Below are 22,902 nucleotides of genomic sequence, written 5' to 3' on the forward strand. Positions count from 1 at the left end.
GATTCGTGTTTCAGAACACCGTGCCGTCACTGCGGATCCGGATGGGGGGCACGCCTCCAGGGCGCAGCTCCGCCGCCACCCGGCGACCCGCCGTCCACGTGCCGCCCTGGAGCACCTTCGCCAAAGGCAGCTCCTCCGCGCTCAATTCCAGACGCCCCCGCACCAGCGCGGCCACGCGGTCCAGCAGCGCCACCGTCAGCGCCCGCCACTCCACGATGGGCGGATCTCCCGGGGCGAAGGCCTCCGTCGTCAGGCGCGGGTCCTGCGGCACCAGCACCCCCAGGTCCACGAAGAGGCCTCCGTTGCGGTACTCCGGCAGACCGGTGAGCGCGTCCAGCTCCGTCACCGTCACCCCCGCTTCCGCCAAGGGCTCCACCAGCGAGTACGCCAACCACTGGGACAACTTGTGGAAGGGCACCAGCGCATCCGCGCTCCCCGGCGGCCCGAGCGCTGGATGCGGCCACACGTCCCCCAGGTTCACGCCGTCCACCGTCGTGCGCCCCGGCCAGATGGGGCCCAGCACCTCCAGCACCGTGCCCAGCACCTCCGCGGCCCTCACGCTGCGGCGGTGCGCGGCCAGCATGTCGAACAGCGTGCCCGGCCTGGGCAGCACCCGCGACAGCGCCTGCAACAGATGCAGCCGGCCCTCCACCCCGAGCAGCGGGTTGGACTCCGACACCTGGAAGCCTCGCTCCAACTGCTCGCGCGTCATGCGGCCCAGCGCCTCCGCGTCCGCGCGCAGCGGCCGGTCCGGGTCGGAGGAGAAGGCGCCCGCCATGAACATGCGCAGCGACGCCACCGCCAGCCCCTCCGAGCGCACGTACGACGCGCCCCCGGTCTCCTGGTAGCGCCACGCCGGTCCGCTGCCCGCGTCCAGGAGCACGCTCACCACGCCCAGGTCCACCTTCGCCCGCGCGCGCTCCTGCGGCGGCAGGGAGGCCAGCCTCGCATCCAGCTGCGCGAGCCTGGGCACGCCTCCCGCGTCGAAGTGCCTCCAGCGGCTGTGCACCGGGATGTCCAGCCGGGGGTACGCCTCGTGCGTCACCGCCAGCACCCGGTCCACCACCGTGGGCAGCCGGGACGGTTCCACCCGGAAGTACTCCAGACGTCCGGCGAGCCCCAGGTCCAACACCTGGTGACAGCGCTCACGGATGGCCGCCGGGCTGCGCAGCCACGCCACCGTGGGGGACACCTCCTGCACCCGGATCGCGTCAAGCATCGAGGTCCCGTCCCTTCACCTGTGCCAGCGCCCCCGCGTCCGCCACCGGCCCGCGCGTGAAGTAGCCCGCCGCCTTCTTCGCCTCCATCTCCACCCTGGCGTCGGCCGGAATCAGCCCGTCCGGGATGGGGACGCGTTCGAGGATTTCAATGCCCGAGCGCACGATGGCGTCGTGCTTCATGTCGCTCATGGAGATGAAGCGGTGGATGCGCGTGATGCCCAGCCAGTGCAGCACGTCCGGCATCAGCTCCTGGAAGCGCATGTCCTGCACGCCCGCCACGCACTCCGTGCGGTGGAAGTACGTGGCCGCGGAGTCTCCGCCCTCCTGGCGCTTGCGCGCGTTGTAGACGAGGAACTTGGTGACCTCGCCCAGCGCGCGGCCCTCCTTGCGGTGGTAGACGATGAGCCCCACCCCGCCCTGCTGCGCCATCCGCACGCCCTCCTCGATGCCGTGCACCAGGTAGGGCCGGCAGGTGCAGATGTCGCTGCCGAAGACGTCCGAGCCGTTGCACTCGTCATGCACCCGCGCCGCCAGCGGCACGTCCCGGTCCGCCAGCGAGGCGATGTTCCCAAACACATACAGCGTCAGCCCGCCGATGGGCGGCAGGAAGACGTGCAGGTCCGGGCGGGTGATGAGCTCCGGGTACATGCCTCCGGTGTGCTCGAAGAGGCCGCGGCGCAGCGCGCCCTCCGTGAGGCCGAAGCGCTCGGCGATGCCAGGCAGGTACCAGACGGGCTCCACCGCGGCCTTCACCACCTTCACGTCCCCGTTGGCCGCCACCAGGTCGCCGTCCACCTTGAGGCGCCCGGAGGCGATGGCCTCGCGCACCTCCGGCATGTTGATGTGGGCCCGGGTGACGGCGATGGTGGGCCGGTAGTCCACGCCCTGCTCGGCGTAGGCGCGGAACACCTGCGAGGCCACCGCGCCCCAGGGGTCCAGCGACACGATGCGCTTGGGGTCGCTCCACTGCGGATACGGCCCCACCTGCGCCGCGGGCGAGGTGTTGGTCAGGTCCGCCTTGTGGTCCTGCGGCAGCTTGCCCGCGGACACCGCCAGCGCGCGGTAGATGGAGTACGCGCCCGAGTGCGTGCCGATGACGTTGCGGTTCGCGGGGTCGGAGAGCGTGGCCACCACCGGACCCCGGCGCAGCGGCTCCGATTCCCCCCAGCGAAGGGGGACTCCGGGGGCCTGACCATCGGGATGGGACGTAAGACGGATGTGATTGACCGGCTTCTTGTCAGCCATGGCGTGCACCCTCCTCGCGGGGCGCGTGGGAAAGGACAGACGTCTGCGGATGGGGCGAAGCGGCGTTTCGTCAGCTCATCCAGGAGCCGTCGGTGCGCGCGGACCACTTGCGCGTCACCTTCTTCAACTGGCTCCAGAAGTCGAGGCTCGACGGGCCGGTGATGTCCCCGTGGCCGAACTTCGATTCGCCCGTCCCCCCGAAGGAGAAGGGCTCACGCGGCACCGGTACGCCCACGTTCACGCCCACCATGCCGGCCCGGGCGCCCTCCACCACCGACTGGGCCACCGCGCCGTTGGTGGTGAAGATGGACGCCGCGTTCCCATAGGGCGACGCGTTCTCCACCGCGAGCGCCGCCGACAGCGTGGGCACCCGCACGATGGACAGCACCGGGCCGAACAGCTCGCGCCGCGCGGCCTCCATGTCCGGGCGCACGTGGTCCAGCACCGTGGGCCCCAGCCAGTGGCCGTTCGCGTAGGCCTCGCCCGCGGGGCGCTTGCCGCGCCCGTCCAGCAGCACGCGCGCTCCGTCCGCCTGGGCCCTGGCGATGGCCGTCTCCAGCCGGTCCACCGCGCCCCGGCCGATGAGCGCTCCCATGCCCGGGCCGGCCTCCAGGCGCGAGGCGCGCCGGAGGATGTCGTCCACCAGCGGCTGCACGTCCCCCACCGCGAGCATCACGCTGGCCGCCATGCAGCGCTGGCCCGCGCAGCCAGTGAACGAGTCCACCACCGCTTGCGGCGTGAGCTCCGGATCCGCGTCCGGCACGACGATGAGGTGGTTCTTCGCGCCGCCCAGCGCCAGCACGCGCTTGCCGTGGCGGCTGCCCTCCACGTAGACGTGCCGTGCGACCGGGGATGAACCCACGAAGGCCAGCGCCTTCACGTCCGGGTGCTCCAACAGCGCGTCCACCGCGGGCTTCGCGCCGTGCACGACGGAGAAGACGCCGGGCGGATAGCCGGCCTCCACCATCAGCTCACCCAGCGCGGTCGCGGTGAGCGGCACCTTCTCCGACGGCTTGAGGATGAAGGCGTTGCCCACGGTGACGGCGATGGGGAACAGCCACAGGGGCACCATCGCGGGGAAGTTGAAGGGCGTGATGCCGGCGACGACGCCCAGGGGCTCGCGGCGGTATTCGCAGGTGACGCCGCGGCTCACCTCCAGGTGCGCGCCGCTGTCCAGGTTCTGCAGCGACAGGGCGAAATCACAGACCTCGATTCCCTTGAGCAGGCCCGCGCGCCCCTCCGCCACGGTCTTGCCGGATTCGCTCGCGGCCAGGTGCGCGAGGCGTTCCAGGTGGGTTTCGAGCAGCGCGCGGAAGCGTTGCAGGAATTGGGTGCGCTCTCGCAGCGGGGTGGCTCGCCAGCCCGGCGCGGCGGCCTTCGCGGCCTCCACCGCCTGGGCGACACCGGAGGCGGGCGTCAGCGGCACCCGGCCGATGAGCGTGCCTGTGTAGGGACTGCGGACCTCCTGCGCGGACGCTCCGGCCGGAGAGACCCACTCTCCGCCCACGAGGTTGCGACAAGAGACGACGCTCTCGGGTAACCGAACAAAGGACACGCGCGCACCCCCCCGGTGTTGCGTGACGAATTGGCCGGCAAGGATAGACGCAAAGCCGGAAGCCAGGGCAAGGCGGGGGGCGTCACCGTGCCCTCGCTTGATCGGAAGCGATGGATCTCCCCAGGTTGCTGTGTCGCAAACCCGACCGATGCTTGGGTGCGCGGACGTGCGCGCCGCGCTTCGTCAGGCCTGGGAGAGCATCCGCTGGTGCCGCTCCGACAGGGTGGTGGTGTCCGTGAGGGCGCGCAGCTCCGCGATGGCGGTGGCGTCCTCGGTGTCCGGGTTGAGGCCGAGCGAGATGGCCTCCAGGTACAGCTCCAGCGACAGGAGGAAGCGTGAGTCGGCGGTGAGCGGATCTCCCTGCTCGCGCATCAACTCGCCGTCCTCGCGCACCAGCTTCGCGAGCATTCGCGTGCGCGAGGCGGTGCCGAGCAGGCGCGAGGTGGACTCGGCGTCCGCGAGGGTGAGCGCGCCGTACTCCATGCCCAGCACGGTGAGCGCCGTCTCGCGGATGTAGTTGCGTGCGTCCCCGTACCGCTTCTCCTTCCGGGCCTTGAGGATGCTGGCGATGGCGGCGACGAACTGCTCGACGGCGCGCTCGATGAAGTCCTTGCGGAGGGACATGGGCCTCGCAGGGTAAGCCCGACTCGGGGCGTCCGCACGTTTCCCACCCCGGGGGCACCCTCCTGTCACATGAGACCCAGGAGGTTTCTTGTTTTCAGTGCCTTGGCGTGAGGGGGAAGTGTCCGGCGGACGCACTCCGGGTGGCCGGGAAGCGCGGCCTCAGTCCGCGATGGACCACGAGTCCGCGCAGGGCTCGATGTCCTCCAGGAGCGCTTCGCGGGAGGACGTCCCGCTCCGGAGCGCCGGCCCCGAGTCCTCCGCGAGGGCGGTCGTGGAACCCAGCAGCATGCACATCGAGGCAACGACAGTCAGCAATCGCTTCATTGGCAATGCTAAAGATTTCACTCCAAAGGAGTCAGGCCATGCCCCTGTCCATCATGAAGTCTGGGATTCGCGCCGCCATGCTGCTGTCTGTCTGCCTTGCCGGGAGGACTGTCTGGAGCGAGGAGGTCCAGCTCAGCGTCCAGGACGTGCCCCAGCCGCTCGCCGCCGCGGTGAAGCAGCTGGAGACCCGCGAGGGGTGGGGCATCACCTATGAGGAGCCGCCCGGCCAGCCCTCGCCGAAGGGGGCCATCCTCCTGACCTATACCGTCACGGATGCCACCCGGACGGATTCGAAGCTCCAGGAGGAGGTCCTCACGCGACTGCTCGCGCGACAGGCCGGGAAGGACGCTCCTCGCTTCCGGCTGGTGCAGGCCGGAGGGCTCTGGCACATCACCCCCGAGCAGGGCTCTCCGCTGGAGACCCCCATCACCCTGCCCCGTCAGGAGCGCCCCCTGGGAGAGGTGCTGCAACGCCTCTGCGCGGAGGTGACAAAGCAGAGCGGCGCGCAGGTCGAGCTGGGGAAGACGACCGGACTGCGGCTGGAGACCCGGGTCACCCTGGAAGCCGTGACCCGGGAGCCCGCCCGGGTCGTACTGGCGAGGCTGCTCAACACCCTGCCCCAGCGCGCGGCGTGGACCCTGCGCACCCAGGGCCCGGAGCGGAAGTTCGTCCTTTCTCCCCACCGGATCTTCCGCCTCACGGGGGGTACGCCGGGGCCGGCTCCATCGAAGTAAACCCACCCGTGACCTCTGGATGATGAGGGCTTCCGGCGGAATGGAACGACCAGCCCCAGGGTCTGGTTGCGTATCCATTTCAAGCGCGGATCCACGGCAGTCCCGGGTGATTCGCGCACCCCCCGACGTCATTCATCTGGAGAGTCACCGTGGGAGCGCCTTTCGCTCGCGCACAGCTGCGCCCGTTGTCCGAGGCACCGGTCCTGGAATGGGAGATCCGGTGGGACATCACCGACTCCGAGCGCATCCGCATCATCCTCGCCACCGCCGCCGCGCTGGGCTCTCCCGCCCTCTTGCGACGGGGGAGCGCGTCGTCGCCGCTGCGGCTGGAGACGCTGGAGCTGGAAAGCGGAGTCCTCCACTGGTCCGGGCTGACGGTGGATCCAGGCACGAATGCGTGGGAGGTGGAGGTGTTCGGCCATGGCTGCGTCTACCGGATGCTCCTGTCCGGTGAGCCCGCGGAGCCTGGGACGTGGGTAACGCCACTGCCGCGTCAGTTGCTCCAGCTGCGCCGCCGGGCCCACCGGCGTGCTCCCGCGCCTCCGGACCTGCGCTTGCGTCTGCCATTGCCGGGCTGGCTGGGCCGGGAGCGCGACGCGGTGGACGTGTCCCTGCATGGGATGGCGCTGCGGCTGGGGGCCGGGGAACGCCTGTCACCGGGCCGCGTGCTCCAGCCCATCGAGCTGCGCACGGCGGCGGGTGAGGTCCTGTCGCTGCGCGGGGAGGTGCGCCATGTGTCGGACCGCGCGGATGGGGAGCTCCAGTGCGGGCTGCTCGTGACGCCGCTGACCTCCATGGACACGGAGCGATGGCAGGCATTGGTGGCCCGGGCGCTCCACCCGACGACGTGCACCGACGGCGCGCGGGTGGAGGAGCAGTGGCGGCTGTTCATCGACTCCGGCTACTTCAACCTGGCGGGCCGGTCCGTGGAGGACTTCGAGTCGCGGCGGCGGAGCTTCATCGAGCTGGGCCGCCGGGCCGGTTCGATGGGCTCGGTCCTCACCGAGGTGGTGTGGCCTTCCGAGCGCGGCGTGGAGGCGACCCTCTCCACGATGAAGCCCTACCGCTCCGTGTGGATGGTGCACCAGCTGGCGCGGCGTCAGGACGCCACGCGGTTCGAGCGCCTCAAGGGCCAGATGTTGCGCGACCTGTACGCGCACTGCGTGGAGCACGCGCAGCGGGACCCCGGGTTCCGGTGGTTCGCGGCGTACGTCGAATCCACCGTGCCCTTCACGTATCGCTCGCACGTTGGGTTCGCCGAGCGCATGGCGGCGACGGGCCGGACGCTGCTGTTGCCCATGCGAATGATTGACGTCGAGTGCGGCGATGCGCCGGCTTCGTCCGTGCCAGGCCTGGAGCTGGGGCCCGCGACGGAGGAGGAGCGGCGGCTCTTGGTGGAGCGCATCGCCCTCACCCGCCCTGCCCCCTACGCCGAGGCGCTGGACCTGCGCCTGGACACGCTGGACCTGCGGGACGTGACGCGGGCGTGGCAGGCGGTGGGCCTGGAGCGTGAGCGGCACCTGCTGGTCGCCCGGGAAGGCGCGAAGCCGGTGGCCGTGGCCATCCTGGAGTCGGGGCCGCCGGGGACCAATCCCTTCGGGCTGCTGGACTCCGTGCGGCTGTTCGCGCTGTCACCGCGAGCGCGGCTGGCCTACCCGGCGCTGATGGACGGCGCGCGCAGCTGGTTCGCGCAGCGCTTCCGCGACGTCTTCACCTTCCTGGCCGAGGAGCCCGGCGACGTGGAGGCCGCGGGCCTGCACGACGCGGCGCCCGACGCGAAGCCCGCCCTGTGGCTCATCCCCTCGGACCTCGCTTCCGGATTCCTTGAACACATCCACGAGCAGACGGCCCCCCGTCCGCACTTCCACCCCCAGAAGGAACTGTCATGACCCTCATCCAGACGCACTACCTGCCGCACGCCCTGCCCACCCGCGCCCGCCTGGACACGGAGCCCGTCGTGCGCGAACTCCTGTCGCCGGACATCTCGCCGGACCTGATGGCGCGCTTCCTCATCGAGTGGTCCGCCCGGGGCGCGTACATGACCGAGCCCGTGGACGGGTGGATCCGTGGCGCGGGTGAGCGCTGCATCGCGCTGGGGCAGGAGAAGGTGGGCCGTCAGCTCATCACCCACGCGAAGCACGAGGCCGGCCACCACCTGATGACCATCGCGGACGCGCGCGTGCTGACGGCGCGGTGGAACGCGGGCCACTCGCGGAAGCTGGACGCGGATGCGCTGGTGGCCCAGGCGCCCACGGCCGCGATGCGCGAGTACCGGCAGGTGCACGACGAGGCCATCACCGGCGACCTGCCGCTGGGCCAGGCGGCCATCGAGTACGAGGTGGGCTACCTGGCGGTGGTGCTGGTGCCGCGCATCCTGGCGCGCGTGCGCGAAGTGGTGGGACAGGAGACGCTGGACTCGCTCACCTTCCTGCGAGAGCACGCGGAGGTGGACGTGGGCCACACCGCGCTCAATGAGCGGATGATGGAGGGGCTTCTGGGCACCCACCCCCAGGAGGGCCCGCGGCTGGCGTCGTTCGGTTCGCGCGGGCTGGATTGCTACCTGCGCTTCCTGGCGGACTGCATGGACGCCGCGCGCCGGAGCCTGGAGGGCGTCACGGCGGTGGCGGCCTGAGCAGCCTCACGGGGCCGCGTGGCTCCGTGAGGCCCAGTATTCGCGCTGCGCGGGCACGGAGACGAACTCACGCTCCGGATAGCGCAGCGCGGTCAGCTTGCCTCCGAAGACACAGCCCGTGTCCACGCAGACGGTGTTGTTCACCCACTCGGACTCCGGCACGGGGGTGTGGCCGTACACGACCATGGCCTGCCCCTGGTAGTCGCGGGCCCAGTCGGCTCGCACCGGCAGGCCGTAGGCGTCCGCTTCGCCCGTGGTTTCTCCGTAGAGGGCGAAGTCACGCACCTCCGGGGTGTCCCGGCCGTGCATGGGCGCCTTCAGGCCCGCGTGCGCGACCACCAGGCGGCCGTCGTCCAGGACGTAGTGCGGCGAGCGGGCCTCGATGAAGTCGGCGACCGCCTGGGAGAACCCGGGCGGCTCTCGCTCCAGCTGCTCCAGCGTCATCGCGAGGCCGCGCCCCACGCGCACGTCCTTGCCACGCAGCTTCTTGAGCAGCTTGAACTCGTGGTTGCCCGGCACGCACAGCGCCGTGCCTGCCTCGACCATGCCCATCACCAGGCGCAGCACGTCCGTCACGCCGGGACCGCGGTCCACCAGGTCGCCCAGGAAGACGACCTTGCGGCCGGCGGGCGTGGCCACGTCGAAGCCGGGGCTTCCGTCCGCTCGCGGCGCGACCGTGTAGCCCAGCTCCGTCAGCAGGGACCGCAGCTCCGTGAAGCAGCCGTGGATGTCTCCGATGATGTCGAAGGGGCCGTGCTCGTCGTGGCGGCGGCTGGGCAGCGGGCGGTGCTCGAAGGCCACCGCTCCGACGGCTTCCGGCGTGAGCACGTGCACGTGCCGGATGCCTTCCTTCGTCAGCCCCTTCAGCGCGTTCTGGAGCTGCTGCACCTGGTTGCGCAGGGCCTTGGGACTGGCGTGCGCACCGGTGCGCGTGCGGTTTCGCTCCAGACAGAGCGCCTCCGGCGTGTCCAGGGCCACCGCGACCAGGGCGACGTGGTGCTCGCGCGCCAGGGTGACGTAGTGGCGGCGCGACTCGGCGCTCAGGGGCACTCCGTCGATGACGGTGAGCGTGCCCTTCGCGAGCCTTCGCGCCACCTCTTCGTGGAGCCTGGTTTCATTGCCCGTGCCGGGCAGCACGTCTTCCGGGAGGAAGTGCGCGTTGGCGAGGGTGGACTTGCCGGAGCCGGAGGGGCCCAGGAGCAACACGAGCGACTGCTCGGGAATGGGAATCATCATGATGGGAACACCGGGTGGGGGGTCGGCGTACCGACCGGCGCCCCTTCCGGGGCAGGACGCACGCCACGACTCCGGCGCGCGATCCCCTCCGGTGCCCGGGTCATGCGAGCGTTCGCGGACCCTCCGGCGTCAGACGGGATGCGCTCTCCACGGTTGAACGCGTTCCCGCCTGACATGCGTCACTTCAGGGGCAGCAGGTACGCCTCCAGGAACACGTCCGGGAGGCGGTCCATGTCGCCTTCCGGCGTCCGCTGGTAGCCGCGGCGCTGGTACATGCGCGCGACGCCCTCCGCGCCCCGGCGGACGTGGAGGGAGATGGCGTCCACGCCCCAGCGCTTCGCGAGGACCTCCGCCTCCGCCAGCAGCGGCTGGGCCAGGCCCTGGCCGTGGTAGCGCACCGAGGTGGCCAGGGCGCGCAGGTCCGCCGTGCGGGGCAGCCAGGCTTCGGTGCCGGGCGCTTCGGGCGGGTACAGGGCCACGGTGCCGGCGACCTCTCCGTCCACCTCCGCCACCAGCATGGTGCACACCTTGCGCCGGGAGGCGACGTCGCGCAGGAACGCCTTGCGCTCGGCGGAGTAGACGACCTCCGGCAGCTTCTTCGCGTACTGCGTGACGTAGGCCTCCACCAACAGCTCGCCAATCGCCTGGTCGTCCTCGGGCCGCGCCTCGCGGATGACGGCTCGCTTCACCACGTCCGTGCTCATGCGCCGCCCTCTAGCATGACGGCGCGGACCTTGAGCGGCGCTTCCAGGCAGGCAGCCAGGGTTGTACCTCCCCTGTCCGACATGGGTCCGACCTGGCGACCCCGACCGGGCGCCCGGGACGCGATGCTCCAAAACCTGTCCGACTGTCGGACAGGTTTTCGCGGTGTGCCTCCGGCAGGGAGGCCCCTTCCTGGCGCGTTGCGGCAGGCGTGCGCGATTCGCCTGCCGTCCCTGTGGCTACTTCTTCCGCGCGGGTACGGTCACGCGGGCTCGCTGACGGCGCATGCCTCCGAGCGCCCAGCCCGCGAACAACAGGCCTCCCGCGACCGCTGCCGTGCCACCGCCGCCCGTGGTGCAGCCTCCTGCCTGGGCGTCGGCCACCGCGTCCGGTGCCACATCGGAGCTGGAGCCGGGCGAGCCCCTCGACGGTCCTCCCGCGGCCTCCTCCGGCAGGGGCAGCGTGCCTCCGTCCGTCGACGTCTGCGTGCCTGCATCCGGCTGCTGCGTTCCCGCGTCCGGCGTCGGAGTGGCGGTCAGCTCTTCGTAGCGCTGGATGAGCTTGAGCCTTGCCGCGTCGAACGCGGCGCCGTCGTCCGTTACCCGCGACGCGGCGGGGATCAGGTCCCTGGCCACCTTGCGCGCGTAGTCCGGGTCTCCCGCGTCACTCACCGCCTTGAGCCATTCGTAGTCCTGCATGCCCTGACGGATGAGCTTGAGCCGCAGCGACGCCACCGGCACGTCTGTCTTTCCTCCAATGGCTTTCGGCGTGCCCGGATAGAAGAGCGTCCCGTCCCCGTTGCCGTTGAAGCGGTACTGGTCCTCCCACGCCGTGGAGAGCATGCCCACCGTCTGGTAGTAGAGCTCGCCCGTCGCGCCCTGCAGGAACGTCACCCACTCCATCGCTCGCGCCTTCGCCGCCGACCGGTCCAGCATGTACGACGGCCAGCCCGCGCCCGGCTTGTTCTCCGGCGCGTTGGTCCCATACGCACAGCCGTGGCTCATGCAGCTCTGATACATCCACAATTCAGTTCCCGGACGCTTCAGGAAGTCCGTGTACGTCCCGCGCTGGTCGCCCCGGAAGCTCGCTTCCGTTCCGTCCAGGTGGTTCACCAGTGGCACCGCCACGTCCACCTGGTCCTCCAGCGTGTTGGCCCTCAGCTCGCGCGAGTTCGTCGTCAGCATCGTGCGCAGCCCGGGCGCCGCCTGGCGCACCAGGTCTCCGTTCGCGTGCACCTGCGGGAAGGTCGTGCCGTAGGGCGGTTCGTCCCCCAGCTGCACATAGGCGCGGTCCAGCCAGCCCTTCGCCTTCATGTGCGCCGTGAAGTTCTTCAGGTTCGCCGCGTCGAGCGGACCCACGTACTCCAGGCTCGTCATCCGCGCGCCCTGCAACCGGTTGGGCGCCGTGCCCTCCAGGTACGGTCCCCACGTCGCGTCGAAGCCGCTCCACTCCGGCGGCCACGGCTTGCGCGGGAAGAGGCTGGACAGCGTGAAGCGGTGCTCCAAGGCCATCCGCTGGTAGCGCGCGAGCAGCGGCTGCAGCTCCTCCGGCGTGCAGTCCTCGCGGCCCGTGTGCGCCCGGCACACGTGCGGCGGCCAGAGCAGGAACGCCGAGGACAGCGAGGACGTGCTCGGCAGCGCCGCGTCCACCACCGTCAGCCTCGCCGTCACCTGCCGCTGGAAGCCTCCGTCCGCCTCCACCATCACCGTCCCCACGTAGTCGCCGGGCGGCGCGCCGGCGGGCACGTGCACGTCCACCCAGAGGGCTCGCGCCTCCTTCGCCGGCACGTCGAAGGGAAAGGCGCTCCGCGTCTCACCGGCGATCTCATCCGTGTCCGGCACCAGCCCGTCCGGCCACGCGCCCACCGGCTCTCCCGCCACCGATGCCTGCTTCGTGGTGACCAGCGCCTCGCGGTACAGCGTCACGTCCGGACCCTTCAGCGTAGCGGGCCCCTCCAGCGCGGGCAGCTTCGCGCGCACGCCCTCGAGCCCCGTGTCACCTCCGTGCAGGGCCACCTGGAAGGAGACGAACTCGTTGCGCGCGGCGGTGAGGCGCACCTCGGTGGCGCTCCTTGCGGCGGTCCCCGGCCGCACCTTCACCATCATCCCCTCGCCCCACACGGCGGGCCCGGCCGCGAACACCGGCAGGCCCACGGTCAGCGACAACAGCGCGGCAAGGAACGGTCGAATCGAAGGCATGAAGAGACCAACGCGACCCGGCCCTGGCTGCCTTCCCGCACAGGGCATCCCCTGTCAGCCCGTCAGGCAGCCAACCGAGGGCCTGGCTTCAAGGCATCACAGGAAGTCGCCGATGAGCCCCGGGAGCTGCTCGGCCAGCTTCTGAAGCAGGCCCCGCCGCTTCCAGCCGTGCCAGTGGACCTCCGCCGAGTGCGTGAGGTCCTGCTCGAAGGCCTTCGCCAGCTCCTCCGCCAGCACCGGATCCTCCACCATCACCGAGCCCTCGTCGGTGTGACTGAGCGCCAGCGGATCCATGTTCGTGGAGCCCACGACGCACAGCGTGTCGTCCGCGACCAGCGTCTTGGAATGCATCATCGAGATCTCGTACTCGTAGATGCGCACGCCGGCCTCCAACAGCCGCGCGTAGGACGCCCGCTGCGCGTTGTACACGGGCTTCACGTCGTGGTAGCGGCCGGGCACCAGCACCCGCACGTCCACGCCCTCGCGCGCCTTGAGGATGAGCATGTCGCTGATGGCTTCCGACGGGATGAAGTACGAGTTGGCGATCCACAGCCGGTGCTTCGCGGCGGCGATGGACAAGAGCCACATCCTCGACGCATCCGAGAGGAACCGGTGACCGGTGCTGGCGACGAAGACGGCGCGCGCGTTGCCCGCGGGCGCGAGGTCCGGGAAGGACTCCGGGGGCAGGAAGGGACCGCCGGACTCCTGCCAGTTCTGCGCGAAGGCCAGCTGGAAGCCTCGAACGGCGGGGCCTCGCACCCGCACGTTGGTGTCCCGCCAGGTCTCCGGCGCGTCGCCGTTGCCCAGCCAGCTGCGCCAGATGCCGAAGCCGCCCGTCAGCGCGGCCTCGCCGTCGCGGATGACCATCTTGCGGTGCATGCGCGCGCGGATCCGCACGGCATCCAGCGACGTCACCGCGCCCTGATAGGGCCGGTAGATGCGCACGTCGCAGCCCGCGTCCGCGAGCACCGGGGCCACGACCTCGAAGTTCACGCTGCCCAGCGGATCCACGATGACCCGGCACTGCACGCCGGGAGCCCGCTCGCGCAGCGCGATGAGCAGCCGGTCCGACGGGATGCCCGGACGCCAGATGTAGCTGGCGATGTGGATGCTGGAGCGGGCCGCGCGGATCTCCTCCTCGATGACGTCGAAGACCTGGCCGTTCTGCACCAGCTCCGCGGCGTTGCCGGGCTCCATCGGGATGCCCAGCGTCTGCTCGAAGGCGAGGTCCCGTTCCGCCGGGTCCTCCGGCAGCGCGCGCAGGCGCAGGTCCTGTCGGTGGTTCGGGTAGGGACACCCCGCGGCGAGCAGGGCGAGCAGGATGGGCCAGACCAGCCGCACGGCCGCAAAGCTAGGGCAGCCCCCGCCCTTCCGCATCCACCGTGTGTCCCGGAGTCGCGGAAGCACATCGATGGACAGGGACACCGTCCACCCGCTGACGGTTGAGCCCCGTCGCACGAGAGCCCGGTGGTGCTGGACGCGCCGCGTGCGCACTGCTGGGTGCGGACTCGCGGGGAGGACGGACACGGCATGGGGCAGCGGGAGATGGCACCAGCGCGCGGGGCGCTCCTGTTGCTGGGCCTGTTGGGGGCACCGGCCGCGGGGGCCTCCGTGTGGATGCAGGACGTGCCGCCCCCGGAGGATGTTTCACCTGTCTCACCCGCGCAGCCCGAGCCTCCTCCGCCTCCTTTGACGCCCACCGTCCTGGATGCGCCGCTCCTGGGCACGGAGCCTCCGCCACCCGCGGTGCCGCCGCGTCCGCTGCGGCCCTTCATTCCGCACGGCGAGCCCGACACGGAGGCGCCGTTGTCCGCCGGCACGTGGGCCGCGCATGGCGGGGTCACGCTGCTGCCCCTGGGCGCCGTCTGGGCCGCGACCCGCGTGGGCGGCGACACGCGCCTGGGCGCCACCGCCGCGGAGGCCGCCGCGGGCACCGTGCTCGCGTCACTTCCGGGGCGCTTCCTCTTCGTGCATCCCTCCTATCCGCAAGGCCGGTGGATGGAGCTGGAGGTGGGCGCGTTCGGCGCGGCGATGGTCGTCACGCCGCCCATCGCCGCGCTGGGCACGTGGGGCATGGGCGAGGTCGCGTTCAACGACAGCCAGGACCGCGGCCACGCGTACCTGGGCGCGCTCGGCGGCGCGACCGTGGGAATGCTGCTGGGCCTCGCCGCGCATGAAGGCTTGAAGCACCTGGCCGGCAGCAGCGAGCGGCTGGACTTCGTGCGCCGCTACCTCGCGTTCTCGCTCATCGGCACGGGCGCGACGGTGGGCTACCAGTGGAGCCGCACCCCCACTCCCAGGCCGTGACGCATCGTTTCGCCGCACCGGCGTTTCAATTTTCTTCCCGCGTGCGGCGCCCTGGCGCCCCGCCCTCCGCGCGTGCGCGCGTGCCTGCAAACTCGCCAGTGGTGTTGTCAGTCCCGGTCCCTAGAGTGCTCCGTGCAGCGCCAACACAACGTAGGGAGACGACACCATGCAGGCTCGCAAGAACGTCCGTCGCATCGCCTTCGTCCTCGCCGCCGCCGCCACCGTGATGGGCCTGGGCATCGCCGCCACGCCGTCCTCCGCCGACGCGCAGGACTGCACGCCCACGTGTTTCAAGAACCCCATCACCGGGCAGATCACCTGTACGTACCCCTGCCCGTAGTCCCGGGCCGGACACGACCGTGATGTGAAAAAGGCCCCTCCCGCTTCATGCCGGGACGGGGCCTTCTTCATGCGAAGAAGCGTGCGCGCTACTCCGTGCGCATCGCCTCCACGGGGTCCAGCTTCGCGGCGCGCGCGGCCGGGTAGATGCCGAACGCCAGCCCCACGCCACAGCTCATCACCAGCGACACGATGACGGACCACATGGGGACCTCCGTGGGCAGGTGGATCATCCAGCGCGCCAGGTGCGCCAGGCCCACGCCCAGCGCCACGCCCACGGCGCCGCCCACCAGCGACAGCACCACGGCCTCCAGCGCGAACTGCGCGAGGATGCGGTAGCGCTTGGCGCCCAGCGCCTTGCGGATGCCAATCTCCCGCGTCCGCTCCGTCACGGCGACGAGCATGATGTTCAGGATGCCGATGCCGCCCACGAGCAGCGACAGGATGCACACGCCGAAGCTGGCCGCGCTCACCGCCGAGGACAGGTTGTTGAACATCTGCGTGGCGGAGGCGTTGTTGTAGAGGAAGAAGTCGTCCGGTTCGTCCGGCTTGAGCCCGTGGCGGCGGCGCATGAGCAGCGTCACCTCATCCTGCGCGCGCTGGAGCACCTCCGGGGACTTCGCCTGGATGCTGATGCGGAAGTCGCGCACGCCGAACATGGACGCGAAGGTGGACAGCGGAATCATGGCCTGGTTGTCCTGGCTGCCGCCGCCCAGGAACCCGCCCCGGCGCTTGAGCGTGCCCACCACCTGGAAGGTGCGGCCCAGGAGGCGGAACTCGCGGCCCAGGGGGTCCAGGCCGGGCCACAGCGTGTCCGCCAGGTCCTGGCCAATCACCGCCACGCGCCGGCTGTCCACGAACTCCGCGTCGGTGAAGGGACGCCCCGTCTCCAGGCTCACCGAGTTGGTGTTGAAGTACTCCGCCGTGCCGGCCCAGACGTTCACGTTGGGGCGCGACTCGCGGTCGGAGGTGGAGGCCTTCTGGCCGCCCTTGGAGTCCTCACCCGCGGCCTGCGAGATGGAGGGCTGCGTGCGGATGGCGTCCAGGTCCGCGTAGGTGAAGCGCGGCCGGCGCGCGAGCTCCGCGATGGACAGCTCGCCCTGGCCGAAGGGCAGCCGCTGCACCTGGAAGCAGTCGCTGCCCAGCTCCGACATCTGGTCGTTCACCTGGTTCCGCAGGCCCTCGATGAGGGCCATCATGGACACCACGGTGGTGACGCCGATGACGATGCCCAGGAGCGTCAGGAAGGAGCGCAGGGGGTTGGAGCGGAACGTGCCGAACGCCAGCCGCACCGTGTCCCAGAAAGCCATCCACATGGTCGAGTCTCCCGCTCCCGCCTAGTCGTGGCGGAGCGCCTCCACGGGGTCCAGGTTCGCGGCGCGCGCCGCCGGCCAGATGCCGAACAGCAGGCCCACCACCGCGGAGAAGCCCACGCCCAGCACCACCGTCAGCGGCTGCACCGCCGCCGCCAGGGGCGTGAGGTAGTTCACCAGCCACGCGAGCCCCATGCCCACCGCGGTGCCCATGGCGCCGCCCACCGCGGACACGCTGGCCGCCTCCATGAGGAACTGGAGGATGATGGTGTGCTTGCGCGCGCCCAGCGCCCGCCGCACGCCAATCTCCCGCGTCCGCTCGCGCACGGACACCAGCATGATGTTCATGATGCCGATGCCGCCCACGAGCAGGGTGATGAGCCCCACGCCCGTGGCGGCGCCGTAGAGCGCGCCGGTGAGCTGCTTGTACATGTTGGCCAGCTGATCCGGCCGGTTGATGGCGAAGTCGTCCGGCGCGCCGGGCTTGGTGTTGCGCTCCCGGCGCAGCGTCTCCGTGAGCCGGTCCTGCACGCGGGGGACGTTCTCCTGCTGGTCCACCGCGAGCACCAGGGTCACGTCGCGCTGGGTGCCGAAGTGCCCCTGGAACGCGGTGTAGGGCAGCATCACCACCAGGTCCACGTTCTGCCCCAGGAGCGTGCCGCGCTCCACGATGACGCCCGCGATGCGGTAGGGGCGGCGGTCCACGAGGATGCGGTGGCCCACGGGGTTGATGCCCGGGAAGAGCACCTTGCCGATCTCCGCGCCAATCACGACGACGGCGGAGCGGTTGTCCACGTCCGCCTGCGTGAGGAAGCGCCCCTGCCCCATCTCCACCGAGGACGTCATGGCGTAGTCAGGGCTGGTGCCCATGGTCTGCACGGAGGCGAGCTTCCGGTTCTGGAAGGACACCTCCGCGTTGACGAACATCATGGGGGCCACCGCGACCACGTGCTCGGAGGCGTTGCGCAGCGGGTCCACCAGGTCCAGCGAGAGCGTCTTGCGGTTGCGGTACGCCCACCAGTCCCCGTTCATCACCCAGGGGAACTTGGACACCTGGAGCGTGTTGGAGCCAATCTTGTTGAGCTGGTCGGCGAAGGAGCTGTTCAGCCCCTGGATGATGCCGACGATGGCCAGCAGCGTGCACACGCCCACGCCAATGCCCACCGTGGTCAGCACCGTCCGCAGCCGGTTGGAGCGCAGCGAGGTCAGCGCGATGCGCGCACCCTCCCACACGTCGACCCGGAAGTTCACGAAACCACCCCTTCACGCTGGAAGCCGCGCGGCCTGGCGCACCGGGAAGGGTCCCCGGCGGACGGGCCGCGTCAGGCACTCTACGCCCAGGAGGGCCGCCCATTGCACGCGGCCTTCACCGGACGCCCGTTTCACCCGGGGTTTTCCCTGTTTCAGGGCAGCACGGTCACCGTGTCACCGGTCAGGCGCACCTTGACGGTGACCTCGTTGGGCAGCGTGCCGGCCTCGTCCACGATGTGGTTCTCGTCCACGCCCACGCGCACGGTGTAGTCGCCGTCCGGGGTGTCGGTGACGTCCAGCCACTGGCAGGGCAGGTCCGCGGTGTAGACGTCCGACCAGCCGGGCGAGATGCCCGTGCCCGGGTCGTACGCGGCGAACGGGGTGCCGTCCGCGCACTGCTGGGTGAAGTCGATCATGTAGAAGCCCTGCTTGCGCCCCACGGACATGGAGTTGCCGGACGCGTCCTTGAGGTCGTAGCCGGCGAAGTTCGTCAGGTGGTGGTGGTCGTGGCACTCGTCGTAGACGAAGAGGTCCGGCCGCTCTTCGGGTGAAGGCACCACCAGCGGGGCCGTGCCCATGTTCACGATGGACGTGGTGAAGCGCAAAAGGCGCCGCTCGCCGCCCGCGGGGACGCAGCCCTCGCGCACCTCGCACGAGTCCGCCGTGAAGGAGCGCCGGTCGATGTAGAGCGTGCGCGCGAGCACGTCCCGGTCCACCGTCAGGTCCGGCTTGCCGTTGACCGGATCCACCTGGAGGTTGCACGTCTTCGTGGGCGCCAGGGCGGGCGCGGGCTCTTGCGAATCCGGCACCGCGCCTCCGCCGAACACCATCACCCGGCCCGGGGCGGGCGTGCCCTCGCTTCCCGCGGGCGTGCCGCTGAGGCCCCGGGACGCGCCCACCACCAGGTCGTCATACCCGTCTCCGTCCAGGTCGCCCGCGGAGGCCATGCCCAGGTAGTCGGTGCCCAGCGACGTGCGGAGGTCGAGCCGGTTGGCGCGCGGCCACGCCCACACCGGCTCCAGCGGACCGGACACGTTCGCGGTGGGGCGGAAGAGGTACGCGCGGCCGATGGCGCCGATGGCGAAGTCGTGGCCCGCGCCGCCCTCCACCATGGCGCCCACGGGGGCGACGGTCTTGCTGAACGTGAGGAAGGACTGTCCGAAGAGGGGGAAGGCCGCGTCGTCCATGGCCTGCCAGGTGATTTGTGGCGAGTAGCCCGGGGCGGCGGCGTCGGACAGGTGCAGGCGCTGGCTGCCGTTCAGGAACAGGAGCGCCTCCGCGCGGCCGTCTCCGTTCAGGTCGGGCAGCGCGGCGAAGGACTCGGCCTCTCCGGTCCACACGGGCTGCGCCGTGAGCGGCCCTTCACAGGCGCGAGCGCTGCCCGCCTTGCACCCCAGGTAGAGGTCCACCGTGGCGTCGGCGTGGGTCACGGCCAGGTCCTGGACCCCGTCCCCGTCGGCGTCGCCCGCGGGGACGGGGACGCCCGTCAGCGTGCGCACGGCGGTGAAGGCCCCCTCCGGTGCGCCCGGTGTGGCCCGGTACACGGTGAGGTTGCTGCCGGGCGACGTGGCGACGGCGAGCTCCGCCCTCCCGTCCCCATCCAGGTCCAGCAGCTGCGCGCCGCTGAAGCGCAGGGTGGCGGCGTCCGGCGCTCGGAACAGCGGCTGCGTCAGCACCTGGGACAGGTCCGGCCCGCCCTTGAACACGCTGACGCCGAAGGAGGTGGCGACGAGCACGTCCGCGTACGCGTCCCCGTCGATGTCGCCCGTGCTCACCGTCATCTTGTAGCTGGAGGCGAGGGGGCTGGGGTGCACCCACGTCAGCGTCGTGGTGACGGGCGTCTTCGAGAAGTCGCGCGCCTCGCCCGCGAACACCATCACGCGGCCGGGCTCCCTCTGGACGCTCGAGCAGGGCGCGGAGGACACCAGCAGGTCCTTGCGCCCGTCGCCGTTGACGTCGCCCAGCGCCACGGTGCGGCCGAAGCATTCCTTGGGGTTCACGCCGTCGCCGGTCACCTGCCAGCGCGGCGTTTCGGAGAGGGTGGGACTGACGGAGGTGCCTCCGTCATCCACCGTGCCCGCGTCCGGCTGGGGTTTCGGGTCGTCCTTGCAGCCCGTCAGGGACAGGAGTCCCACCACCGCGCAAGCCCCCGCCAATCGCATCCGCATCGTGTCGTGCCCCCGGGAATGGACCGGCCTTCCACCGGCCCTGTCCCGAAGTGAGCCTCTTCACGATGAAACGATGCGCGGTCTTCGCTTCAGGGCAGCACGGTCACGGTGTCCCCCTTGAGGCGCACCTTGACGGTGGCCTCGTTGGGGAGCGCGTCGAGTTCGTCGATGATGTGGTTCTCATCCACGCCCACCCGCACGGTGTAGTCCCCGTCCGGGGTGTCCGTGACGTCCAGCCACTGGCAGGCCGTGTCCGCGGTGTAGACGTCCGACCAGCCCGGCGAGATGCCCGTGCCCGGGTCGTACCAGGCTAACGCGGTGCCGTCCGCGCAGTACTGGGTGAAGTCCACCATGTAGAAGCCCTGCTTGCGCCCCACGGACATGGAGTTGCCGGAGGCGTCCTTGAGGTCATAGCCGGCGAAGTTCACCAGGTGGTCGTGCTGGTGGCACTCGTCGTAGACGAAGAGGTCCGGGCGCTCCTGCGGGGAAGGCACCACCGCGGGCGCGGTGCCCATGTTCATGATGGAGGTGGTGAAGCGCAGCAGGCGCCGCTCGCCGCCCGCGGGCACGCAGCCTTCACGCACCTCGCAGGCGTCCGCCGCGAAGGAGCGACGCTCGATGTAGAGCGTGCGCGCGATGACGTCCCGGTCCACCGTGAGGTCCGGCTTGCCGTTCACCGGATCCACCTGGAGGTTGCACGTCTTCGTGGGCATCAGCGCGGGCGGAGGCTCCGCCGAGTCCGGCACCGCGCCGCCGCCGTACACCCGCACCCGGCCCGGGGCTCGGGTGCCGTCGGTCTCCTGCGGCAGGCCCACCACCAGGTCGTCGTACCCGTCCCCGTCCAGGTCGCCGGGGCTGGCCACGGAGGGCATGGCGAAGCCCAGCATCGTCTGGGGCAGGAGGCGGTTGGCGCGCGGCCACGACCACACCGGCGCCAGCGGACCGGACACATCCTGCGTCGGGCGGAAGAGGTACACGCGCCCCAGCGAGGCGAGCACGAAGTCGTGACCCATGCTGCCCGCCGCCATGGCGCCCACCGTGGCGCTCTGGGCGGCCACGATGGGGAAGGCCGGGTCGTCCATCAGCGTCCACGCGGGCGTGGCGGAGTAGCCCTGGACGGAGGCGTCCGACAGGTGCAGGCGCTGGCTGCCCCTCAGCGACGCGAGCGCCTCCGGGCGGCCGTCCCCGTTCAGGTCCGCAATCCCCCTCATGCTCTCCGCCGTGCCCTTCCACACCGGCTGCGTGGTGAGCGGTCCATCACAGACGCGCGAGCTGCCCGCCTTGCAGCCCAGGAAGAGGCCCTGGCCGTTCTCCTCGTCGTAGAGGGGGATGAACAGGTCCTGGGCGCCGTCCCCGTCCGTGTCTCCGGCGGGCTGCGCGTAGCCGGACAGCACGCGCACGTTGGTGAAGGGCCCCTCCGCCCCGCCCGGCGTCGCGCGGTAGAGGGTGGTGCTGCCGCTGAAGGTGGAGACGGCGAGGTCGTCCAGCCCGTCTCCATCCAGGTCCAGCAGCCGCGCGATGGCGAAGCGCATGGTCGAGGAGTCCGGCGCGCGGAACAGCGGCTGCGCGAACACCTGGGACAGGTCCGGCCCGCCCTTGTAGACGCTGACGCCGTAGTAGCTCTTCACCAGCACGTCCGCGTACGCGTCCCCGTCCACGTCGCCCGTGCTCACCGTCATCTGGTAGCCCGACGTGCGCGGGCTGGGATGCACCCACGACAGCTTGGAGATGACGGGCGTCCTGGAGAAGGAGGACCCCTCTCCGGGGTACACCATCACGCGTCCGGGGTTGGTGGGGCCGCTGGTGCACGGCGGCGAAATCACCACCAGGTCCTTGCGGCCATCGCCGTTGACGTCGCCCAGCGCCACGCCGCGGCCAAAGCACTCCTTTGGCTCCAGCCCGTCCCCCTGCACCTCCCAGCGGGGCGTCTCCGAGAGGGTGGGCCCGGCGGTGCCGGCGTCGTCTTGCGAGCCCGCGTCGTCTTGCGAGCCCGCGTCCGGGACCCCCGCGTCGCCGGGCTGGGGCTTCGGGTCCTTGCAGCCCGCCGTCAGCAACAACACCCCGGCGAGGGTCAGCGCTCCACGGATCCGCATGTTCACTCCTCGGCGGGACGCGTCCTGGATGTGTCCGGCGTCCGGCATGAAGGGGGCGCAGGATAGGGCCACGGGGCCTGTTCACCGAATGGCCCTTGCTGGATGAACGGCTCTTCCGGGGGCGCATTGCCTTCCGGAAGGAGAGCAGCCGGGCAGGCGGAGATGGCCCTCCCCGGCCGCCGTCCCCAGATTCGCGCGAACGCACGCGTCGCGTGCCCGAGCCATGGCCGACACCGCCGCCGACACCGCCCTGGACTCCCGCGCCGCGCCGGCCTCCGAGCGGTTCAGCCGCTCCCAGAAGGCCTTCACCCTGGCGGGGGCGCTGCTGGGGCTGCTGCTGGCGGCGCTGGACCAGACCATCGTCGCGACGGCGGGGCCCACCATCCAGGCGGACCTGCGCATCGCGCCGGAGCACTACCCGTGGCTCACCACCGCGTACCTGGTGGCGTCCACGATGATGGTGCCGGTGTGGGGCAAGCTGTCCGACCTGCTGGGCCGCCGCGCGGTGCTGGTGGCGGGCATCGCCGTGTTCCTCACCGGCAGCTTCCTGTGCGGCGCGGCCCGCTCCACGCTGGTGCTCATCCTCTGCCGAGCGGTGCAGGGGCTGGGCAGCGCGGCGCTCTTCACCGGGTCGCTGGCGGTAGTGGCGGACCTGTTCCCGCCTCGCGACCGGGGCAAATACCAGGGCCTGTTCGGCGCGGTGTTCGGCCTGTCCAGCGTCATTGGCCCGCTGGCCGGCGGCTTCATCACCGACACATTGGGCTGGCACTGGGTGTTCTTCATCAACCTGCCGGTGGGCGCGCTGGCGCTGGCGCTCATCTTCCTGCGCATGCCGCCGCTCAAGCCGGAGGGCGTGCACGGCGGGAAGCTGGATATCCCGGGCGCGGTGGCGCTGGCGGTGGGCGTGGTGCCGCTGCTCCTGGCGCTCAGCCTGGGCCATGGCGAGAAGACACCCCGGGCG

The 22,902-nt window shown here is 71.1% G+C and carries 19 protein-coding genes; 6 read left to right on the forward strand and 13 right to left on the reverse strand.

Translation table 11 applies throughout. The annotated features are described in order from the left end of the window. Positions 1–10: 10 nt before the first annotated feature. From D7X55_RS05705 to D7X55_RS45305, 5 genes are all read right to left on the reverse strand, one after another. Positions 11–1,219 (reverse strand): URC4/urg3 family protein, encoded by a 1,209-nt coding sequence (locus D7X55_RS05705; RefSeq protein WP_121722457.1) that lies wholly within the window; start codon positions 1,217–1,219, stop codon positions 11–13. Beyond that, entirely contained in the window at positions 1,212–2,465 is a 1,254-nt protein-coding gene (locus D7X55_RS05710) for a GTP cyclohydrolase II (protein ID WP_121722458.1), read from the reverse strand. The genes D7X55_RS05705 and D7X55_RS05710 overlap by 8 nt, the downstream gene beginning before the upstream one ends. A 70-nt stretch (positions 2,466–2,535) precedes the next feature. After that, complete coding sequence (gene mmsA / locus D7X55_RS05715) at positions 2,536–4,020, reverse strand: CoA-acylating methylmalonate-semialdehyde dehydrogenase (protein ID WP_121722459.1); 1,485 nt, start codon at positions 4,018–4,020, stop codon at positions 2,536–2,538. Between the two features lie 183 nt (positions 4,021–4,203). Next, positions 4,204–4,644 carry a hypothetical protein gene (locus tag D7X55_RS05720; RefSeq protein WP_121722460.1) on the reverse strand — a complete coding sequence of 147 codons (441 nt, stop codon included), beginning with the start codon at positions 4,642–4,644 and terminating at the stop codon, positions 4,204–4,206. Positions 4,645–4,803: 159 nt separating this feature from the next. Then, on the reverse strand, positions 4,804–4,932 hold the full coding sequence (locus D7X55_RS45305) for a hypothetical protein (RefSeq protein WP_255424951.1): 129 nt from the start codon (positions 4,930–4,932) through the stop codon (positions 4,804–4,806). Between the two features lie 74 nt (positions 4,933–5,006). On the opposite strand from D7X55_RS45305, the gene D7X55_RS05725 reads away from it, so the two are divergent. The 3 genes from D7X55_RS05725 to D7X55_RS05735 all read left to right on the forward strand — a co-directional run bounded on the left by D7X55_RS05725 (position 5,007) and on the right by D7X55_RS05735 (position 8,334). After that, entirely contained in the window at positions 5,007–5,702 is a 696-nt protein-coding gene (locus D7X55_RS05725) for a hypothetical protein (RefSeq protein WP_121722461.1), read from the forward strand. Positions 5,703–5,851: 149 nt separating this feature from the next. Continuing rightward, a complete protein-coding gene (locus D7X55_RS05730; RefSeq protein ID WP_147470031.1) occupies positions 5,852–7,591 on the forward strand; it encodes a PilZ domain-containing protein in 1,740 nt (579 codons plus the stop codon). After that, a complete protein-coding gene (locus D7X55_RS05735) occupies positions 7,588–8,334 on the forward strand; it encodes a hypothetical protein (RefSeq protein WP_121722463.1) in 747 nt (248 codons plus the stop codon). Before D7X55_RS05730 ends, D7X55_RS05735 begins: the two co-directional genes overlap by 4 nt. Before the next feature lie 6 nt (positions 8,335–8,340). On the opposite strand, the gene D7X55_RS05740 is transcribed toward D7X55_RS05735, so the two are convergent. The 4 genes from D7X55_RS05740 to D7X55_RS05755 form a co-directional block, all read right to left on the reverse strand. Continuing rightward, on the reverse strand, positions 8,341–9,570 hold the full coding sequence (locus D7X55_RS05740) for an AAA family ATPase (protein ID WP_120548757.1): 1,230 nt from the start codon (positions 9,568–9,570) through the stop codon (positions 8,341–8,343). 179 nt (positions 9,571–9,749) lie between these two features. Beyond that, a complete protein-coding gene (locus tag D7X55_RS05745; RefSeq protein ID WP_120548758.1) occupies positions 9,750–10,274 on the reverse strand; it encodes a GNAT family N-acetyltransferase in 525 nt (174 codons plus the stop codon). A gap of 237 nt (positions 10,275–10,511) precedes the next feature. Beyond that, complete coding sequence (locus D7X55_RS05750; protein ID WP_121722464.1) at positions 10,512–12,470, reverse strand: DUF4091 domain-containing protein; 1,959 nt, start codon at positions 12,468–12,470, stop codon at positions 10,512–10,514. A gap of 96 nt (positions 12,471–12,566) precedes the next feature. Then, the gene (locus D7X55_RS05755) at positions 12,567–13,811 is read right to left on the reverse strand and encodes a phosphatidylserine/phosphatidylglycerophosphate/cardiolipin synthase family protein (protein ID WP_121722465.1); all 1,245 of its coding nucleotides are present in this window, start codon (positions 13,809–13,811) and stop codon (positions 12,567–12,569) included. 204 nt (positions 13,812–14,015) lie between these two features. Between D7X55_RS05755 and D7X55_RS05760 the strand changes: the two genes are divergently transcribed. Further along, positions 14,016–14,777, forward strand: a complete 762-nt coding sequence (locus D7X55_RS05760) for a hypothetical protein (RefSeq protein ID WP_147468396.1) — start codon at positions 14,016–14,018, stop codon at positions 14,775–14,777. 166 nt (positions 14,778–14,943) lie between these two features. Further along, positions 14,944–15,117 (forward strand): hypothetical protein, encoded by a 174-nt coding sequence (locus D7X55_RS44095; RefSeq protein WP_014392946.1) that lies wholly within the window; start codon positions 14,944–14,946, stop codon positions 15,115–15,117. A gap of 88 nt (positions 15,118–15,205) precedes the next feature. On the opposite strand, the gene D7X55_RS05765 is transcribed toward D7X55_RS44095, so the two are convergent. From D7X55_RS05765 to D7X55_RS05780, 4 genes are all read right to left on the reverse strand, one after another. After that, on the reverse strand, positions 15,206–16,432 hold the full coding sequence (locus D7X55_RS05765; protein ID WP_120548762.1) for an ABC transporter permease: 1,227 nt from the start codon (positions 16,430–16,432) through the stop codon (positions 15,206–15,208). A 21-nt stretch (positions 16,433–16,453) separates the two neighbouring features. Then, the gene (locus tag D7X55_RS05770; protein WP_120548763.1) at positions 16,454–17,680 is read right to left on the reverse strand and encodes an ABC transporter permease; all 1,227 of its coding nucleotides are present in this window, start codon (positions 17,678–17,680) and stop codon (positions 16,454–16,456) included. Positions 17,681–17,832: 152 nt separating this feature from the next. Continuing rightward, the gene (locus D7X55_RS05775) at positions 17,833–19,842 is read right to left on the reverse strand and encodes a lysyl oxidase family protein (protein ID WP_233609622.1); all 2,010 of its coding nucleotides are present in this window, start codon (positions 19,840–19,842) and stop codon (positions 17,833–17,835) included. Between the two features lie 95 nt (positions 19,843–19,937). Next, positions 19,938–21,941, reverse strand: coding sequence for a lysyl oxidase family protein (locus tag D7X55_RS05780; protein WP_120548776.1), 2,004 nt, complete (start codon positions 21,939–21,941; stop codon positions 19,938–19,940). 223 nt (positions 21,942–22,164) lie between these two features. Here D7X55_RS05780 and D7X55_RS05785 point away from each other — a divergent pair. Next, on the forward strand, positions 22,165–22,902 hold a 738-nt coding region (locus D7X55_RS05785), incomplete at its 3' end, for an MFS transporter (RefSeq protein WP_121722468.1).

The sequence above is a fragment of the Corallococcus sp. AB049A genome (assembly GCF_003668885.1).
Lineage (GTDB): Bacteria > Myxococcota > Myxococcia > Myxococcales > Myxococcaceae > Corallococcus > Corallococcus interemptor.

Coding starts and splice junctions, on each gene's coding strand:
- D7X55_RS05705 (WP_121722457.1), bottom strand. CDS start 1,219: ATGCTTGACGCGATCCGGGTGCAGGAGGTGTCCCCCACGGTGGCGTGG.
- D7X55_RS05710 (WP_121722458.1), bottom strand. CDS start 2,465: ATGGCTGACAAGAAGCCGGTCAATCACATCCGTCTTACGTCCCATCCC.
- D7X55_RS05720 (WP_121722460.1), bottom strand. CDS start 4,644: ATGTCCCTCCGCAAGGACTTCATCGAGCGCGCCGTCGAGCAGTTCGTC.
- D7X55_RS45305 (WP_255424951.1), bottom strand. CDS start 4,932: ATGCTGCTGGGTTCCACGACCGCCCTCGCGGAGGACTCGGGGCCGGCG.
- D7X55_RS05725 (WP_121722461.1), top strand. CDS start 5,007: ATGCCCCTGTCCATCATGAAGTCTGGGATTCGCGCCGCCATGCTGCTG.
- D7X55_RS05735 (WP_121722463.1), top strand. CDS start 7,588: ATGACCCTCATCCAGACGCACTACCTGCCGCACGCCCTGCCCACCCGC.
- D7X55_RS05740 (WP_120548757.1), bottom strand. CDS start 9,570: ATGATGATTCCCATTCCCGAGCAGTCGCTCGTGTTGCTCCTGGGCCCC.
- D7X55_RS05745 (WP_120548758.1), bottom strand. CDS start 10,274: ATGAGCACGGACGTGGTGAAGCGAGCCGTCATCCGCGAGGCGCGGCCC.
- D7X55_RS05750 (WP_121722464.1), bottom strand. CDS start 12,470: ATGCCTTCGATTCGACCGTTCCTTGCCGCGCTGTTGTCGCTGACCGTG.
- D7X55_RS05760 (WP_147468396.1), top strand. CDS start 14,016: ATGGCACCAGCGCGCGGGGCGCTCCTGTTGCTGGGCCTGTTGGGGGCA.
- D7X55_RS44095 (WP_014392946.1), top strand. CDS start 14,944: ATGCAGGCTCGCAAGAACGTCCGTCGCATCGCCTTCGTCCTCGCCGCC.
- D7X55_RS05765 (WP_120548762.1), bottom strand. CDS start 16,432: ATGTGGATGGCTTTCTGGGACACGGTGCGGCTGGCGTTCGGCACGTTC.
- D7X55_RS05775 (WP_233609622.1), bottom strand. CDS start 19,842: ATGCGATTGGCGGGGGCTTGCGCGGTGGTGGGACTCCTGTCCCTGACG.
- D7X55_RS05780 (WP_120548776.1), bottom strand. CDS start 21,941: ATGCGGATCCGTGGAGCGCTGACCCTCGCCGGGGTGTTGTTGCTGACG.